The sequence below is a fragment of the Ensifer soli genome (genome assembly GCF_041928815.1).
Lineage (GTDB): Bacteria > Pseudomonadota > Alphaproteobacteria > Rhizobiales > Rhizobiaceae > JBHFEI01.
In genome coordinates this window covers 177,343-194,048 of the sequence record NZ_JBHFEI010000001.1, presented here as the reverse complement: position 1 = coordinate 194,048, position 16,706 = coordinate 177,343, and the positions used below count along the sequence as shown (strand labels likewise).

The 16,706-nt window shown below is 66.0% G+C and carries 20 protein-coding genes; 17 read left to right on the top strand and 3 right to left on the bottom strand.

Translation table 11 applies throughout. The annotated features are described in order from the left end of the window. Positions 1 to 281 precede the first annotated feature (281 nt). The 6 genes from ACEVQ6_RS00840 (at position 282) to ACEVQ6_RS00815 (ending at position 6,335) form a co-directional block, all read left to right on the top strand. The gene (locus ACEVQ6_RS00840) at positions 282 to 1,880 is read left to right on the top strand and encodes an ABC transporter substrate-binding protein (RefSeq protein WP_374886991.1); all 1,599 of its coding nucleotides are present in this window, start codon (positions 282 to 284) and stop codon (positions 1,878 to 1,880) included. A 66-nt stretch (positions 1,881 to 1,946) separates the two neighbouring features. Continuing rightward, positions 1,947 to 2,951, top strand: coding sequence for an ABC transporter permease subunit (locus ACEVQ6_RS00835; RefSeq protein ID WP_374886990.1), 1,005 nt, complete (start codon positions 1,947 to 1,949; stop codon positions 2,949 to 2,951). A 9-nt stretch (positions 2,952 to 2,960) separates the two neighbouring features. Then, the gene (locus tag ACEVQ6_RS00830) at positions 2,961 to 3,851 is read left to right on the top strand and encodes an ABC transporter permease subunit (RefSeq protein WP_374886989.1); all 891 of its coding nucleotides are present in this window, start codon (positions 2,961 to 2,963) and stop codon (positions 3,849 to 3,851) included. Beyond that, positions 3,851 to 4,858 carry an ABC transporter ATP-binding protein gene (locus ACEVQ6_RS00825; protein ID WP_374886988.1) on the top strand — a complete coding sequence of 336 codons (1,008 nt, stop codon included), beginning with the start codon at positions 3,851 to 3,853 and terminating at the stop codon, positions 4,856 to 4,858. Before ACEVQ6_RS00830 ends, ACEVQ6_RS00825 begins: the two co-directional genes overlap by 1 nt. Next, a complete protein-coding gene (locus ACEVQ6_RS00820) occupies positions 4,855 to 5,823 on the top strand; it encodes a dipeptide ABC transporter ATP-binding protein (protein WP_374886987.1) in 969 nt (322 codons plus the stop codon). The genes ACEVQ6_RS00825 and ACEVQ6_RS00820 overlap by 4 nt, the downstream gene beginning before the upstream one ends. A 167-nt stretch (positions 5,824 to 5,990) precedes the next feature. Beyond that, a complete protein-coding gene (locus ACEVQ6_RS00815; protein WP_374886986.1) occupies positions 5,991 to 6,335 on the top strand; it encodes a RidA family protein in 345 nt (114 codons plus the stop codon). Positions 6,336 to 6,399: 64 nt separating this feature from the next. On the opposite strand, the gene ACEVQ6_RS00810 is transcribed toward ACEVQ6_RS00815, so the two are convergent. Beyond that, a complete protein-coding gene (locus ACEVQ6_RS00810) occupies positions 6,400 to 6,801 on the bottom strand; it encodes a hypothetical protein (RefSeq protein WP_374886985.1) in 402 nt (133 codons plus the stop codon). 194 nt (positions 6,802 to 6,995) lie between these two features. Between ACEVQ6_RS00810 and ACEVQ6_RS00805 the strand changes: the two genes are divergently transcribed. The 5 genes from ACEVQ6_RS00805 to ACEVQ6_RS00785 all read left to right on the top strand — a co-directional run bounded on the left by ACEVQ6_RS00805 (position 6,996) and on the right by ACEVQ6_RS00785 (position 10,935). Beyond that, positions 6,996 to 7,166: a hypothetical protein gene (locus tag ACEVQ6_RS00805; RefSeq protein WP_374886984.1), complete on the top strand. Its 171-nt coding sequence runs from the start codon at positions 6,996 to 6,998 to the stop codon at positions 7,164 to 7,166. Positions 7,167 to 7,324: 158 nt separating this feature from the next. After that, entirely contained in the window at positions 7,325 to 8,875 is a 1,551-nt protein-coding gene (locus ACEVQ6_RS00800; protein WP_374886983.1) for a sensor histidine kinase, read from the top strand. Further along, positions 8,832 to 9,275, top strand: coding sequence for a response regulator (locus ACEVQ6_RS00795; protein ID WP_374886982.1), 444 nt, complete (start codon positions 8,832 to 8,834; stop codon positions 9,273 to 9,275). The genes ACEVQ6_RS00800 and ACEVQ6_RS00795 overlap by 44 nt, the downstream gene beginning before the upstream one ends. Continuing rightward, complete coding sequence (locus tag ACEVQ6_RS00790) at positions 9,275 to 9,709, top strand: response regulator (RefSeq protein ID WP_374886981.1); 435 nt, start codon at positions 9,275 to 9,277, stop codon at positions 9,707 to 9,709. The genes ACEVQ6_RS00795 and ACEVQ6_RS00790 overlap by 1 nt, the downstream gene beginning before the upstream one ends. A gap of 107 nt (positions 9,710 to 9,816) precedes the next feature. Beyond that, complete coding sequence (locus ACEVQ6_RS00785) at positions 9,817 to 10,935, top strand: AI-2E family transporter (protein WP_374886980.1); 1,119 nt, start codon at positions 9,817 to 9,819, stop codon at positions 10,933 to 10,935. Positions 10,936 to 10,996: 61 nt separating this feature from the next. Here ACEVQ6_RS00785 and ACEVQ6_RS00780 read toward each other — a convergent pair whose 3' ends face one another. After that, a complete protein-coding gene (locus ACEVQ6_RS00780; protein WP_374886979.1) occupies positions 10,997 to 11,785 on the bottom strand; it encodes a response regulator in 789 nt (262 codons plus the stop codon). Positions 11,786 to 11,933: 148 nt separating this feature from the next. On the opposite strand from ACEVQ6_RS00780, the gene ACEVQ6_RS00775 reads away from it, so the two are divergent. Together ACEVQ6_RS00775 and ACEVQ6_RS00770 are read left to right on the top strand one after the other, a co-directional pair. Continuing rightward, positions 11,934 to 12,137, top strand: a complete 204-nt coding sequence (locus ACEVQ6_RS00775; RefSeq protein WP_374886978.1) for a NepR family anti-sigma factor — start codon at positions 11,934 to 11,936, stop codon at positions 12,135 to 12,137. Positions 12,138 to 12,228: 91 nt separating this feature from the next. Beyond that, on the top strand, positions 12,229 to 12,546 hold the full coding sequence (locus ACEVQ6_RS00770; protein WP_374886977.1) for a hypothetical protein: 318 nt from the start codon (positions 12,229 to 12,231) through the stop codon (positions 12,544 to 12,546). A 328-nt stretch (positions 12,547 to 12,874) separates the two neighbouring features. Here ACEVQ6_RS00770 and ACEVQ6_RS00765 read toward each other — a convergent pair whose 3' ends face one another. Continuing rightward, complete coding sequence (locus tag ACEVQ6_RS00765; protein WP_374886976.1) at positions 12,875 to 13,069, bottom strand: hypothetical protein; 195 nt, start codon at positions 13,067 to 13,069, stop codon at positions 12,875 to 12,877. A gap of 216 nt (positions 13,070 to 13,285) precedes the next feature. Here ACEVQ6_RS00765 and ACEVQ6_RS00760 point away from each other — a divergent pair, with 216 nt between their 5' ends. From ACEVQ6_RS00760 to ACEVQ6_RS00745, 4 genes are all read left to right on the top strand, one after another. Then, complete coding sequence (locus tag ACEVQ6_RS00760; protein ID WP_374886975.1) at positions 13,286 to 13,450, top strand: DUF1328 domain-containing protein; 165 nt, start codon at positions 13,286 to 13,288, stop codon at positions 13,448 to 13,450. 156 nt (positions 13,451 to 13,606) lie between these two features. Further along, positions 13,607 to 14,128, top strand: coding sequence for a TIGR00645 family protein (locus tag ACEVQ6_RS00755; RefSeq protein ID WP_374886974.1), 522 nt, complete (start codon positions 13,607 to 13,609; stop codon positions 14,126 to 14,128). Between the two features lie 4 nt (positions 14,129 to 14,132). Further along, positions 14,133 to 15,386, top strand: a complete 1,254-nt coding sequence (locus ACEVQ6_RS00750; RefSeq protein ID WP_374887347.1) for an NAD(P)/FAD-dependent oxidoreductase — start codon at positions 14,133 to 14,135, stop codon at positions 15,384 to 15,386. A gap of 124 nt (positions 15,387 to 15,510) precedes the next feature. Beyond that, complete coding sequence (locus ACEVQ6_RS00745; protein ID WP_374886973.1) at positions 15,511 to 16,644, top strand: 2OG-Fe(II) oxygenase family protein; 1,134 nt, start codon at positions 15,511 to 15,513, stop codon at positions 16,642 to 16,644. Positions 16,645 to 16,706 lie beyond the last annotated feature (62 nt).

Here is a 16,706-nt window from a genome sequence, read left to right as displayed (position 1 = left end):
TGCCCCCGCGGGACCGCCTATCGCACGGGTGCTGCGATCGCGGTATCGGTGCAATTTGGGATTGACATTGCGCGCTCCGGCTGCGTGATTCGTAAGGTGTCTGTGACGCTGCCCGGCCGGCGGGCGCGCGGTTCCCGTGTTGCCATGTTTTTCCAACTGGACAAATTTTTTCGGGGCTCTGTTGCATTGGTACGGCAAATGTCGTTCCATCGCGGCCAGACGGGAGCGAAAGTCTCCCGGTTGAAGATCGGTGAACAAGAACAAAACTGGGAAGATATCAGATGAAGACGTTCAGAACGCTCTGCGCGGCGACGGCGCTCGCCACGGTTCTCCTCGCCGGCTCCGCCTGGTCGAAGACGCTGGTCTACTGTTCGGAAGGCTCGCCGGAGGGCTTCGATTCGGCGCTCTACACCGCCGGCACCACCTTCGATGCGTCCTCGCGCACGGTCTATAACCGCCTCGTCGAGTTCAAGCACGGGTCGACGGAGCTGGAGCCGGGCCTGGCGGAAAGCTGGACCGTGTCGGACGATGGCCTGACCTACACGTTCAAGCTACGTCCGGGCGTCAAGTTCCAGACGACCGAGTTCTTCACGCCGACGCGCGACCTCACCGCCGACGACGTCATCTTCTCCTTCGAGCGCCAGTACAAGGAGGACAATCCCTGGAACAAATACGTCGCCGGGGCGTCCTGGGAATATTTCGCCGGCATGGGTTTCCCCGAGCTGATCACCGCGATCGAGAAGGTCGATGACCTGACGGTCAAGTTCACGCTGAAGAGCCCCGAGGCGCCCTTCCTCGCCAATCTCGGCATGGATTTTGCCTCGATCCTGTCGAAGGAATATGCCGACAAGCTTGCCGCCGACGGCAAGATGGAGCTGATGAACCAGCAGCCGCTCGGCACCGGTCCCTTCGCCTTCGTCGCCTACCAGACGGATGCCGCGATCCGCTACAAGGCGCATCCCGACTACTGGGGCGGCAAGCAGCCGATCGACGACCTCGTCTTTGCCATCACGACCGATGCCGCCGTGCGCGCGCAGAAGCTCAAAGCCGGCGAATGCCACATCATGCCCTATCCGAACGCCGCCGACGTCGCCGAACTCAAGACCGATCCGAACCTGACGGTCGTCGAGCAGGAAGGGCTGAACGTCTCCTACCTCGCCTACAACACGCTCGTCGCCCCCTTCGACAAGGCCGAGGTGCGCAAGGCGCTGAACACGGCGATCAACAAGCAGGCGATCGTCGACGCCGTCTTCCAGGGCGCGGCGACGGTCGCGAAGAACCCGATCCCGCCGACCATGTGGTCCTACAACAACGCCGTCGAGGATGACGCCTACGATCCCGAGGCCGCCAAGAAGGCGCTCGCCGATGCCGGCGTCTCGGGCCTCAAGATGAAGATCTGGGCGATGCCGGTGTCGCGCCCCTACATGCTGAACGCGCGCCGCGCCGCCGAGCTGATGCAGGCCGACCTTGCCGCCGTCGGCGTCGAGGCCGAGATCGTCAGCCACGAATGGGCCGAATACCTGAAGCTCTCCTCGGCCAAGGACCGCGACGGCGCCGTCATCCTCGGCTGGACCGGCGACAACGGCGACCCGGACAACTTCCTCGACACGCTGCTCGGCTGCGACGCGGTCGGCGGCAACAACCGCGCGCAATGGTGCAACAAGGAGTTCGACGATCTCGTCACCAAGGCGAAGGCGACGGCCGATGTCGCCGAGCGCACCAAGCTCTATGAAGAGGCGCAGCTCGTCTTCAAGCGGGAGGCGCCCTGGGCGACCCTCGACCATTCGATCGTCTCCATCCCGATGAGCAAGAAGGTGACGAACTTCGTCATGGATCCGCTCGGCTACCACCGCTTCGACGGCGTCGACATCTCCGAGTAACCCCACCCGTCCTGCGGCGGCCCGCACTCCCGGGCCGCCGTCTCAACTGAGGGGTGGACCGGCGTCATGTTGCGCTTCATTCTCGGGCGTCTCGCCATTCTGGTGCCGACCTTCATCGGCGTCTCGATCATCGCCTTCTCCTTCATCCGGCTGCTGCCCGGAGACCCGGTCATGCTGATGTCGGGAGAGCGTGTCATGGCGCCGGAGCGCCACGCCGAGATCATGCACCAGCTCGGCCTCGACCGGCCGATCTACGTGCAGTATCTCGACTATCTCGGCTCGCTGCTCACCGGCGATTTCGGCAGTTCGATCGTCACCAAGCGGCCGGTGCTCGACGATTTCGTCAATCTCTTTCCGGCGACGCTCGAACTGTCGCTCTGCGCGATCCTCGTCGCGGTCTGTCTCGGCATCCCGGCCGGCATGCTCGCGGCCGTCAAGCGCGGCACCTGGCTCGACCAGACGATCATGGGCACGGCGCTCGTCGGCTATTCGATGCCGATCTTCTGGTGGGGCCTGCTGCTGATCATCTTCTTCTCCGGCTACCTGCAATGGACGCCGGTGTCGGGGCGCATCTCGCTGATCTATTTCTTCCCTTCGGTCACCGGCTTCATGCTGGTCGACAGCCTGCTCTCGGGCCAGGCGGGCGCGTTCCGCTCCGCCGTCACCTACCTGATCCTGCCGACGATCGTGCTCGCCACCATCCCGCTCGCCGTCATCGCCCGGCAGACGCGCTCGGCCATGCTCGAGGTGCTCGGCGAGGACTACGTCCGCACCGCGCGTTCCAAGGGCCTCTCCGCCTTCCGCGTCGTCGGCATCCATGCGCTGCGCAACGCCATGATCCCGGTCGTCACCACGATCGGCCTTCAGGTCGGCGTGCTGCTCGCCGGCGCGATCCTGACGGAAACGATCTTCTCCTGGCCGGGCATCGGCAAGTGGATGGTCGATTCGGTGTTCAAGCGCGACTACGCCGTGGTGCAGGGCGGCCTGATGCTGATCGCCGGCGTCATCATGCTCGTCAACCTCGCGGTCGATCTGCTCTACGGGCTGATCAATCCGCGCATCCGCAAGTAGGAGGCCGGGATGGCCGCCGTCGAGACGAGAACCGTGCCGCCCTCGGGGCTCTCGGAATTCTGGTATTACTTCTCGCGCAACAAGGGCGCCGTGCTCGGCCTCGCGGTCTTTGCCGCCATTCTGGTGGTCGCGATCCTCGCGCCGCTGGTCGCGCCGCATGATCCGAGCATCCAGAACCGGCAGATCCTGCTGTTGCCGCCCGCCTGGATGGAGAACGGCATGGCGGGCCATCCGCTCGGCACCGATGCCGTCGGTCGCGACATCCTCTCCCGCCTGATCTTCGGTGCCCGGTTTTCCCTCTTCATCGGCGTCATCGTCGTCAGCATCTCGGTCGTTTCCGGCGTGCTCGTCGGGCTCGTCGCCGGCTATTTCCGCGGCCGGATCGACACGGCGATCATGCGGGTGATGGACATCATCCTCGCCTTCCCGTCGCTGCTGCTCGCGCTGGTGCTGGTCGCCGTGCTCGGGCCGGGACTGATGAACGCGATGATCGCCATCGCGCTGGTCAACCTGCCGCATTTCGTCCGCCTGACGCGCGCTTCGGTCATGACGGAGCGCAACAAGGATTATGTCATCGGATCGCAGGTCGCGGGCGCCGGCACGCTCAGGCTGATGTTCCTGACGATCCTGCCGAACTGTCTGGCGCCGCTGATCGTGCAGGCGACGCTCGCCTTCTCGGCCGCGATCCTCGATGCGGCGGCGCTCGGCTTTCTTGGCATGGGCGCCCAGCCGCCGACGCCGGAATGGGGAACGATGCTGGCCGAGGCGCGCGAATTCATCCAGCGCGCCTGGTGGGTGGTCACCTTCCCCGGCCTCGCCATCCTGATCACCGTGCTCGCGATCAACCTGATGGGCGACGGCCTGCGCGACGCGCTCGATCCGAAGCTGAAGAGGTCGTGATGGCGCCGCTCCTCGACATCGCCAACCTCACCGTCGAATTCCAGACCTCGACCGGTCCGTTCCGCGCCGTCGACGGCGTGTCGCTTGACTGCGACCGGGGCGAGATCCTGTCGATCGTCGGCGAATCCGGCTCGGGCAAGTCGGTCTCCATGCTGGCGCTGATGGGGCTGCTGCCCTGGACGGCGAAGATCACTGCCGACCGGCTGTCCTTCGACGGCAGGGATTTGCGGACCATGTCGTCGCGCGAGCGCCGGAAGATCATCGGCCGCGACATGGCGATGATCTTCCAGGAACCGATGTCGAGCCTCAATCCGTGCTTCACGGTCGGCTTCCAGCTCGGCGAGACGCTGCGCCTCCATATGGGGCTCGACCGGGCGGCGCGGCGCAGGCGCTCGGTCGAACTGTTGAGCCTCGTCGGCATCCCGTCGCCGGAGGACCGCCTGTCGAATTTTCCGCACCAGATGTCGGGCGGCATGAGCCAGCGGGTGATGATCGCCATGGCGCTCGCCTGCAATCCGAAGCTCCTGATCGCCGACGAACCGACGACCGCCCTCGACGTGACGATCCAGGCGCAGATCCTCGACCTGCTGGTGCGGTTGCAAAAGGAGAACGGCATGGCGCTGATCCTCATCACCCATGACATGGGTGTGGTCGCCGAGACGGCCGAGCGCGTTCAGGTGCAATATGCCGGGCAGAAGGTGGAGGAGCGGCCGGTCGCAGCACTCTTCTCCGATCCGCGCCATCCCTACTCCGCCGCGCTGCTCGCCTCGCTGCCCGAACGCGCGCATGTCGGCGGGCGGCTGCCGTCGATCGCCGGCATGGTGCCGGGGGCGTTCGACCGGCCGGAGGGCTGCCTGTTCTCGCCGCGCTGCGATTTCGCCACCGATCTCTGTCGCCGCGGCGTCGCGGCGCGGACGATGCCGGACGGCATGGTCCTGTGCAACTATCCCCTTGCCGGCGGCGTGCCGACCGGGCATCCGGCGGCTGCGGCGGAGGCTGTGCGATGAGCGCGCCGGTGATGCAGGGGACGGATCTGCAGCGCTTTTACTCCGTCTCGCGCGGCCTCTTCAAACCGGACGCCGTCGTCCGGGCGCTGAACGGCGCCTCCTTCGAGCTTCATGCCGGCCGCACGCTGGCGGTCGTCGGCGAAAGCGGCTGCGGCAAGTCGACGCTCGCGCGGCTGGCGACGATGATCGAGGAGCCGACCGGCGGCGCGCTTGCGATCGACGGCAGGCCCGCCCGCGTCGGCGACCGGTCGCTGAGAAGCCTCGTGCAGATCGTTTTCCAGAACCCTTACGGCTCGCTCAATCCGCGCCAGAAGGTCGGCACGCTGCTGGAGGAGCCGCTGAAGATCAACAGCGGGGACGACGCGCCGACGCGGCGGCGCAAGGTCGAGGACATGATGACCCGCGTCGGCCTGAGGCCGGAGCATTACGGGCGCTATCCGCACATGTTCTCCGGCGGCCAGCGCCAGCGCATCGCGATTGCCCGCGCGCTGATGCTGAAACCCAAGGTCCTCGTGCTGGACGAGCCTGTCTCGGCGCTGGACCTGTCGATCCAGGCGCAGGTGCTGAACCTGCTGATGGACCTGCAGAAGGAGATGGGTCTCGCCTATCTCTTCATCTCGCACGGGCTCTCGGTCGTGCGCCACATCGCCGACGAGGTGATGGTGATGTATCTCGGACGGCCGGTCGAAACGGGGGTGGCGCGCACGGTTTTCGCCGCTCCGCAGCATCCCTATACGGCGGCGCTGCTGTCGGCGACGCCGGTCGCCGATCCCGCCCGCGCGCGACAGCGGATCCGGCTCCAGGGCGAACTGCCCTCGCCGCTGAAACCGCCGTCCGGCTGTCATTTCCATCCGCGCTGCTGGCGCGCCACCGATGTCTGCCGCGCCGAGGCACCGGCGCTGACCGGGGCGCCGGACCACCGCTTCGCCTGCCATCATCCGCTCGGCACCGACGCCGCGGCCTGAAAAGCGCTCGCATTTTCCGCCGGGCGGGCTATAACGCTGCCGCACGCCGCCATGCCCTTCGGACCGGGTTCTCCCGGGCGGGAAAGGCTGGCGGCATACCTTCCAAACGCGCCGCGATCCCGCCGTCCGGCATCGCGCCGCCCGCAAGAGTGTCAGGGAAGACCATCATGTCCATCACCCGCTTCGAGACCGGTCCGCGCATGAGCCAGGCCGTCATCCACAACGGCACCGTCTATCTCGCAGGCCAGGTCGGCAAGCCGGGAGAAAGCGTCGCCGATCAGGCTCGCCACGCGCTGTCCGAGGTCGATCGCCTGCTGGCGCTCGCAGGCTCCGACAAGACCAAGATTCTCTCGGCCACGATCTGGCTCGCCGACATCGCCGATTTTTCCAAGATGAACGAAGTCTGGGATGCCTGGGTGCCCGCCGGCCATGCGCCTGCCCGCGCCACCGGCGAATCGAAGCTCGCCTCGCCGGAATACCTCTTCGAGGTCATCGTCGTCGCGGCGCTCTGACTTTCCCGCTTTCCCGCGCATGGCCGTCTTCCGGACGGCCATGCGCGCCCCCTTGGGTGTGCGATCAGTCCGAGATGCGGGCCACGCCCGTCTCGCCATTGTCCCGCACCCACTTCACCCGGTTCGGGCCGGCCGATTGCAGCGTGAAGCACATCTTCGATCCCTTGTACCAGACCTTGAACTGCTGGCAGAGCCGGTCGCCGGCGATCCACCATTTGCCCTTGTCGGTGGGCTGGATGAATTTTCCGAGGCCCAGCGCCGTGCCATTGCCGTCGACCACGCCGGACGGCCGGTAATTCAGCGGAAACTCGCCCCCGAGCGGCGCGGCGAGATAGACCGTGCGTCCGACCACGGCCTCGCGAATGTCCTCGCCCGTCAACCGGCCATTGTCGGCCACCGCCACGTAGGGCAGGGCGCAGGCCGCAAGCACCAGACCCGTTTTCCTGATCGACCGTTCCCGCATCATCCATGATCCTCGCCATATAGCCGGTGGGTAACCCGCGTTCCTACGCTGCGAAAACGTGGGCGGATCGGCTGCGGTTGCAGCGTCCCGCGGTATTTTTTTGCGGGCGGCGGGAACGCACATGCCCGTGAAACATTCCTGCCCCGTGGACCACGCCGCCGCGACACCCGTCGCGGCCGGGCAAGAGGAGAGATGACATGCTGTACTGGCTTCCCCGGATCGCTGCCGCCCTCTTCGGCCTCGTGCTGGCCTCCGGCATCCTGGCGCCGCTGACGATGGCCGGGATGGCCGCGGCATTGATCGTCGTCGTCTGCGGCCTGGCATTGCTGTCCGTCACGCTGAAGATCTTTCCGCCGAGCGAACTCTGATCACCGCTTCGTGAAGCCCAGCCGGCTGCCGGCGGCCGCCGTCCTCGCGAAAGGCCATATCTTCCGGGTTGATTTTTACCCCGACGCGCGGTTGCATGGCGCGCGAACGATGGGTGAAATGTCGACTATGGAGTTCTGGTGGTGGGGCGGCACCAGAGATGTTGATCAGACGCAAATCCGGCAGCCTGCGTGACGGCATCGCGGCGATCCTGCTTGCAGGCTCGCTGCTTTTGCTCGCGCTCGTCCTGGCCGCGCTCGAATTCGCCCGCGATGCGCAGGAAGAAGGACGGCGGGTTCTCGAGGCCTCGCGCATCAGCGGCCGCGTCGTTCGCCTCCTGGCGCTGATCCAGGACGCCGAGACCAGCCAGCGCGGCTATTTCATCACCTCCGACACGCACTACCTCGCACCCTTTGACACGGCCGAACAGTCGATCGTCGCCCATCTCGGCCGGTTGCGGCGCGATCTCGGCACGATCGGCGCCGACCAGCCGACCATCGAGCGGCTGAACGAACTGGTGATGCAGAAGCTCGACGAACTGCGCGAGACGATCGACCTCAAGCGCAGCGGCCGCGAAGCGCAGGCGATCGCCCTCATTCGCGAGGGCAGGGGGCTGCGGCTGATGGACGAACTGCGCCAGATCTTCGATCGGCTCGAAGCCCTGTCGCAGAACACCGCACTGACAGAAATCAGGACGCTGCGCAGCATTTCCTTCAACCTGATCCTCTCGATCGTCGGCGGCGCCGGCCTCCTCATCCTCTTGATCGGCGGCGGCACGGTGCTCGCCGTCATCGTCTTCCGCCAGATCGAACGGGCTCGCCTCGCCCTTGCGGCGCAGAACGACGTGCTTGAGGCGCGCGTGCGCGCCCGCACCGCCTTCCTCGAACGCGCGAACAAGGAGATCCAGAACTTTGCCTATATCGTCAGCCACGACCTGAAGGCGCCGCTGGTCAACATCAGCGGCTTCGCCTCCGAGCTGGAGCGGGCGGCCGAGGTCATCGGCCGCTACATGGACCAGAGGCTGAAGGACGGCGGGCCGCCGGACGATCCGCTTGCCCGCGCCGCCTCCGAGGCCGTGCGCGAGGACGTGCCGGAGGCGCTGCGCTTCATCCGCAGTTCCATCACGCGCATGGACGACCTCATCGCGGCGATCTTGCGCCTGTCGCGGGCCGGCACGCGTCCGCTGCAGCCCGAACAGGTCTCGCTTTCGGACCTCTTTCGGGCCTGCGCCTCCGCGGTGCAGCGGCAGATCGACGAGGCCGGAGCCACGGTCACCATTCCGGCCTCGCTTCCCGCCGTCGTCAGCGACCGGCTGGCGCTGCAGCAGATCTTCGCCAATCTTCTGGACAACTGCCTCAAATACGCCGATCCTCAGCGCGCGCTGTTCGTCAGCGTGTCGGCCGAGAGGCGCGGCCAGACGGTGACCGTCTCGATCGCCGACACCGGCCGTGGCATCGCCGCCCACGACCTCGAGCGTGTTTTCGACCTGTTCCGGCGTTCGGGACCGCAGACGCGGCCGGGAGAAGGCATAGGGCTTGCCCATGTGCGCACCCTGTGCCGCCGCTTGGGCGGCGACGTCGTCGCCGGGTCGACGCAGGGAGAGGGATCGGTCTTCACATGGACGATCGCGGCCGATCTGAGGTCGGTCGCCGAAAGGGGAGAGAGCGATGTCGGGATCGAAGCCGGTCACGATCGTGATGATCGAGGATGACGAGGGACATGCGCGCCTGATCGAGAAGAACATCCGGCGCGCCGGCGTGACCAACGAGATCATGGCGTTTTCCGGCGGCCTGCCGGCGCTCGACTATCTGCTCGGCCCGGACGGCACGGGCGCCGTGCAGAACGGCCGGACGCTGCTCGTGCTTCTCGATCTCAACCTGCCGGACATGTCCGGCATCGACATCCTGAGCCGCATCCGTTCGAGTAAGTGCATCGCGCGGGTGATGGTCATCGTCCTGACGACCACCGACGATCCCCGCGAGGTGCAGCACTGCTTCTCCCTCGGCGCCAATGTCTACGTGCCGAAGCCGATGCAGTACGACCGTTTCGTCGAGGCGATCCGCCAGCTCGGCCTGTTCATGTCGGTCATGGCGCTGCCGGAGGTCGGGTGATGCAGGCGACGGCGCGTCCGCCCGGCGGCCAGACCTCCGTGCTCTACATCGACGACGACGAGGCGCTCTGCTTCCTGCTGCGCAAAAGCCTGGCGCGGCGCGGCATCGGCGTCGTCTGCGCCAGCGACGGGGAGGGCGGGCTCGCGCGTCTTGCAAGCGGACGGTTCGACGTCGTCGTGCTCGACCATTATCTGATCGGGGAGACCGGGCTCGACATCCTGCCGAGGCTGATCGCGGTGCCGCACCATCCGCCGGTCGTCTACGTCACCGGCGCGCCCGATCCCGCCATCGCCGAGGAGGCGAAGCGTCGCGGCGCCGAGGAATTCGTTACAAAGTCGGCGGCGATCGAATTCTTCGACACGCTGGCAGCCGTGATCGGCGAGACGACCGCGCGTTTCCGTTTGCGGCCGGACGGCGGATCGGACGCGCGATAGGATCTCCCCGGTCGGGGCGGAACCGGAGCGCAGCTTGTACGTTAAGCGTGATCGCAGGCGCCTGCGCCGGAGTAGACCGCGCGCCCGCCCTGCCTTTGGGGGCCATCTTGCTGGAAATCAATCTGACACGCTCCCGGGGAGCACGCACGGAACCGCCTGCGACCGATCCGGCGACGCCGGCCACGCCCCGCGTCTACGAGCCGCTGACCCTCGTCTGCGCCGTCAGCATCATCGGACTGTTCATCATCGCCGCCGCGGCGGTGGTGTCGCTGATGGAGCCGATCCTCATGCCGATCACGCTGGCGATCGTCGTCGGCATCGTGCTCGGCGAGGCGGCCGACACGCTCGGCAAGCTCGGCGTGCCGCCGATGCTCGGCGGGCTGATCGTCGCGGCCATTTTCGTCGCCGGCCTGTTCTGGCTCGCCAACACGCTCGCCGAGCCCTTGTCCCAGCTTGCCGCCGCCGCGCCGCGCATGATCGAGGACGTGCTCTCCCGCATCATGCCCTTCCTCGAGCGCTTCGAGTTCCTGCGCGTCTCCGCCGGCAATGGCGACCAGGGCGAGGCGATCCGCGGCATGGTCATGGAAAACAGCGGCGTCGTGCTCGGCATCGTCGCGGCCGGCCTCACCCCCGCCCTGGTCCAGACGGCGGTGTTCATCGCCGCCCTCGGCCTGTTCCTCGTCGGCCGCGCCGAGCTGCGCAAGACGATCATCATGGCGTTCACGATCCGGGAGAGACGGCTGACGGCGATCCGGGTGATGAACGCCATCGAGCACAGCCTCGCCTTCTATTTCTCGATGGCCTCGCTGATCTATCTCTGCCTCGGCGTCGTCACCATGGTGATCGCCTTCGCCGGCGGCCTGTCGATGGCGCCGCTCTGGGGCTTCTTTGCCTTCATCTCGAGTTTCGTGCCGTTTCTCGGCGTGACCCTGATGACGCTGGCCCTGGCCGCCGCCGGGCTTCTGACCCATGACGGGCTGGTGCTGGCGCTCGCCCCGGCGACCGGCTTCTTCCTCCTGCACCTAGTCATGGAGAACCTCGTCACCCCCTCGATCCTTGGGCGCAGGCTCGAGGTCAATCCGTTCCTGATCTTCGTCGCCATCATCTTCTGGACATGGATGTGGGGCGCGGTCGGCGCCATGCTGGCGCTGCCGCTCTCGCTGATCGCCATGACGCTGGTCGACGAATTGCGCACGCACCCGCCGGAGCGCCAGCTGCCGGGATAGGCGATCCCCGCCGGTCGCGCCGCTGCCGGCTTCGCTTCGCCTTGCTTCGACAGGCGCGGCGTCAGTCCCGCGCGTTCTCGTCGAAGAACAGGGCCTGGCTGATCAGCGCCTTGACCATGTCCGGGCTGAACGGCTTGGTCACCAGGAAGGCCGGCTCCGGCTTTTCGCCGGTCAGCAGCCGCTCCGGGAAGGCGGTGATGAAGATCACCGGCAGGGTCGCGTCCTTGAGGATCTCGTTGACCGCGTCGATCCCCGAACTGCCGTCGGCGAGCTGGATGTCGGCGAGCACCATCTTCGGCCGGGTGGCACGGTAAAGCTCGACTGCTTCCGCATGGGTTCGCGCGATGCCGGTGACACAATGGCCGAGGCTTTTGACCATGTCCTCGATGTCCATGGCGATCAGCGGTTCGTCCTCGATGATCATGATGTCGGTCGCGACCTCGCGCGAGATCGTGTTCGACGCCTCGCCGAGCAGCCGGCCGATCACTTCCGCGTCGAGATCGAGGATGCGGGCGGTCTCCGCTGCAGTAAAACCCTCGACGGAGACGAGCAGGAAGGCGCGCCGCGCCATCGGCCGGACGAGGGCGAGGTTGGCGGCGGCGCGCTGTTCCCAGCCGAAAGGCGAGGACGTCTCCGGCAGCCGCACGTCGAGACCGTCGATCAGCCCGCAGAAGAGCTTGAAAAGCGCCACCCGGTCGGATGTCTCCTGTGGAAACAGCGAAAGATCGTCGATCAGCGCCTCGAGAACCGCCGCGACATAGGCATCGCCGGAGGTCTGCGATCCGGTGATCGCCCGGGAGAAGCGCCGGAGATAGGGCAGATGCGCCGCGATTCTCGTGGAAAGTGACATGCGCGCATTCCTTCGCTATGATCGGTCGCCGGCCTGCGTAAGCCGGAATTAAAGTCTTGTCCTTATGCTTTGATCATGTTTTCAGGCGCAATGGAAGTTTTGACGAGGGGAGGGAGCCGGCGATCGATGTGCCGGTTCGGCACGCAGGATGGCTAGGCAACCCGAAGACACAGGCGCGCAGCGCGCGTCCGACGCGCAGGCCGATATCGGCGAGGATGTCGCAAGGCAGCTGAAAGCGCTCTACGATTCCGTCGAGGCGGAGCCGCTGCCGTCCCTGTTTCTCGATCTCCTCGAACGGCTCGACGCCGTGGAAGACGGCCATCGCTTTCCGGGCGCGCCCGAGCAAGGTTAAGTCTTAACGATAAGTTCATCTATGCGCGGAACCGCGCTCCGCCTTCGTCCGTTGTCACCGTATCTCGCAAGGAAACGGGGGATGACGTGTCATGGAACATATTGCCGCCATCATGGTGCTGGTCGGTTGCGTAAACGGCCAGTGCGCGCAGGTCCAGACCCCGGTCGATGCTTTCGAAAGCGCACAGGACTGCCAGGAGATGCTTCGGCCCGCAGTGTCGAAGGCAAGCGACGACTATTCCATCACTTACGGAAAATGCGCCTCCGTCGATCCGGCGCTGGAATTCGCCGACATGTCGGTCCGCTGGCGCATCACCCCCGACGATCAGCTCGACATCACCATTGCCTTCGACCAGCCCTACGCCATCGCCACGATTGATCACGTGACCACCGGCGCCGTCCGACCCTAGCGACCACGTCCCTTGCGACGAATGGGTGTTTGAAAAATCTTGCCGCGCCGGATCGAGACCCACATCGCGCATCACCGACCGCGACGGTCGGCTTTTCTCATCCGGCTTTTGTCTGTGATCTCCCGCGTGATGGCGGATCGCGAGCGCACGCATATCGCCTGTCAGCGCGTTCGGAGCGGCGTATTCGACCATAGCAGCGTTATTCTGTCGACCACTGAGTGAGGCGCCAAATGTCGATCAGCTTCACCCGAGCACCGCCTTTGGTCAACCGTAGTAAGCCGTGGGGGCGGCCCCCCGTGAAACGGACGTTCTACTCCGGCGACACTCCTTACTGCCGGCCCTGCTCGGCCCGATCCAGGCGGTCGAGGAGGAAGGAGAAATCCGTGCTCGTCTCGCCGGCCGCGCCGTCGCGATAGAGGTCGCGCAAGGTCTGGCCGATGTGCAGGTTGTCGCGGGTGTCCTTCTCCCTCGCGCGGAGCATCCGCGCGGCGGAGTTGAAGATGGTCAGCGATTCCCTGGTCATGATCTCAGGCCTTCATGTCTTTCAGCGTCTGCTGCACAACGCCTCTCGCTGATGATGGTTCCTGGGGAATGGCTGCCATGCGGTTTCGCGCAGGCACGGGCGCGCCAAGCGTTACCCGTGTTGCTCTTCCAGCGGAAAGGAATGTGGCGAAAAGCAGGGAACAAAGCACGCGATCCGTCGTTTCTTTGCCAGACGTTCAGTCGAAGGAGAAAACCGATGCTTTACTACGCTCTTGTCTTCCTCGTTGTCGCGATTGTCGCGGGTGTTCTCGGGTTCGGCGGTATTGCCGGCGCCTCTGCAGGTATCGCGCAGATCCTCTTCTTCCTCTTCCTTGCCTTCCTCGTCATTTCGCTGGTTGCGGGCCTCATCCGGAGGGCATAGGCTCCCGCCCGCCGGAGACGCCCTTTAAAGGCGGCATTTGCGGATGCCGCCTTTTTCGCGTGTCGCGCATCCTCCGCGACATCCCTTGCCGAAGGCCTGCGGCTTGGCTATGCATGAGCCATTTCGCATCTGCAAAAGAACGCCCACGGCCCTCCGATGAAATCCCTGGAACTCCTCGTCGAACGCATCATCCTGTCGAGCCGCTGGATCCTCGTGATCTTCTATCTCGGCCTCGTCGCCGCCCTCGCGCTTTACGGTCTTTCCTTCCTCTACAAATTCTACAAGGTCGCGACGATGGTCTTCGTCTTCGACGAGGCCGAGATGATCCTCGCCATGCTCGGCCTGATCGACGCCGCGCTGGTCGCGAGCCTGATCGTCATGGTGATGATCTCCGGCTACGAGAATTTCGTCAGCCGCTTCGACGAGGGCAACGGCGAGGTGTCCTTCCTCGGCAAGCTCGATGCCGGCAGCCTGAAGATCAAGGTCGCCTCCTCGATCGTGGCGATATCGTCGATCCACCTGTTGCAGGTCTTCCTGAACGTGCATCAGTATGACAACGGCAAGCTGATGTGGCTCACCTTCATCCATCTCGCCTTCGTGGTGTCCGCGCTGCTGCTCGGCTTCCTCGAGCAGATCATGAGCCGCATGAAGAAGGGCGCGGGCGAAAAGGGGCTGTGACGTGATCAAGACGGATGTCGTTGTTCTGGGCGCTGGGATCGTCGGCCTGTCGACGGCGATCCATCTGGCACGGCGCGGGCGCTCCGTCGTCCTGCTCGACCGGCGCGGCGCGGGGGAGGAGACTTCCTACGGCAATGCCGGCCTGATCCAGCGCGAGGGCGTCTTTCCCTACGGCTTCCCGCATGATTTCGGCGCGCTGTTCCGCTATGCGCTGAACAACACGATCGACGCGCACTACCACCTGCGCGCACTGCCCGGGCTGGTGCCGTTCCTCGCGCGCTACTGGTGGAATTCCGGCTTCACCCAGCACCAGACGATCGCGAGCCTCTACGCGCCGCTGATCGAGCATTCGGTCAGCGAGCACGAGGACCTGATCCTTGCCTCGGGCGCCGGCAACCTGATCCGCAAGAACGGCTGGATGAAGGTGTTCCGCACCGACAAGGCGCGCGACGAGGCCTATCGCGAGGCCGAGCGCCTGTCGTCCGGCTTCGGCGTCCGCCACCAGAAGCTCTCGTCGAGCGAGCTGAAGACGATCGAGCCGTCGATCCGCATCGAGCTGGCCGGCGGCCTGCGCTGGAGCGATCCCTGGTCGATCTACGATCCGCACAGCCTCGTCACCTCCTATCTCAACTATTTCCAGTCGCTCGGCGGCCGCCTGATGGCCGGCGACGCCGCGACCATCGAGCATGTGCTCGAAGGCGCGGGATGGCGGGTCGCGACCCCGGAAGGCCCGCTCGAGGCCGGCCAGGCCGTCGTCGCCCTCGGCCCCTGGGCGGACACGGTGACGCGCAAGCTCGGTTACCGCTTCCCGCTCGCCGTCAAGCGCGGCTATCACATGCATTACGGCGCGGCCGAGGGCGCAGAGCTCAACAACTGGGTGCTCGATGCCGAGAAGGGCTATTTCCTCGCGCCGATGATGCGCGGCATCCGCCTGACGACGGGCGCCGAATTCGCGCACCGTGACGCGCCGAAGACGCCGGTGCAGCTCGACCGGGCCGAGCGCGTCGCGCGCGATTTCTTCCCGCTCGCCGAACGGCGCGATCCGGAACCGTGGATGGGCGCCCGGCCCTGCACGCCGGACATGATGCCGATCATCGGCAAGGCGCCGCGCCACGAGGGCCTGTGGTTCGCCTTCGGCCACGCCCATCACGGCATGACGCTCGGACCCGTCACCGGCCGTGCGCTGGCCGAGGCGATGACGGGTGAACGCACCGTCATCGACATCAAGCCCTACCGGCCCGGCCGCTTCCTCGCCTGAGGGCGGCGGCCTCGCTTACGGTAACGGCCCGCGTCAGGCGATTGACTTCGCCGTGCGGCCTTCCATCATGGGCGCGCGACGGGGCCGGAGTGCCGGCTGCCGTCGATACTGCAGAGGATATTTCATGACGCAGCCATCCGCGCAGCCCCATGCCTATGCCGCCCTTCTTCCGGGGGATCCGGCGCCCTGGTTCCACCAGCGCTCGACGGCCAATCCGCGCTATGCCTTCGATACCGCCGCCGGACGCTACATCCTGATCGGCTTCTTCGGGTCCGCCGCCGATCCGCGCGGGCGCGCGGCCCTCGACCTCGTCGCCCGCCATCGTGGCATGTTCGACGACGAGACGCTCTGCTTCTTCGGCGTCAGCGTCGACCCCTCAGACGAAACCGAGGGCCGCGTGCGCGAGAGCATTCCCGGCATCCGCCATTTCTGGGATTTCGACGCGACGATCGGCCGCCTCTACGGCGCGGTGCCGAAGGAGGCCGATTCGGGCCAGGTGCCGATGCGCCAGATCTGGGTGCTGCTCGACCCGACGCTCCGGGTCATCGCCGTCATGCCCTTCGGCGAGGAGACGAACGCGGCCCTGTTCTCGCTGATCGGCAACCTGCCGCGGCCGGACCGTTTCGCCGGCTTCGAGATCTTCGCCCCCGTCCTGGTGCTGCCGAACGTCTTCGAGCCGGAACTTTGCGAGGAGATGATCGCGCTCTACGAGGAAAACGGCGGGCGCGAATCGGGCTTCATGCGCGAAGTGGACGGCAAGACGGTGCTCTTGCACGACAATGCCCACAAGCGGCGGCGCGACCACACGATCGACGACCAGAAGCTGATCGGCCGCATCCAGAACCGCATCGTCCGGCGCGTCAACCCGGAGATCGCCAAGGTGCATTCCTTCAAGGCGACGCGGATGGAACGCTACATCGTGTCCTGCTATGCGGCCGAGGACGGCGGGCATTTCCGCGCCCATCGCGACAACACGACGAAAGGCACGGCCCATCGCCGCTTCGCCGTCTCGATCAATCTCAACGGTGATTTCGACGGCGGCGAACTTTCCTTTCCCGAATACGGGCCGCGTCGCTACAAGGCGCCGCCGGGCGGTGCCGTGGTCTTCTCCGGCGCGCTCCTGCATGCCGTCTCACCGGTGACGCGCGGCCGCCGCTACGCCTTCCTGCCCTTCGTCTATGACGAGGAGGCGGCGCGGCTGCGCGAGCAGAACGCGAAATTCCTCGAAGGCGACGCCGCCCGCTACAAGGCGGGCTGAGAAAAGACGGCCCGGCCGGGCCGATCGTCGCTTTACAGACTGGCGCGTGACCTGCGAGAAAG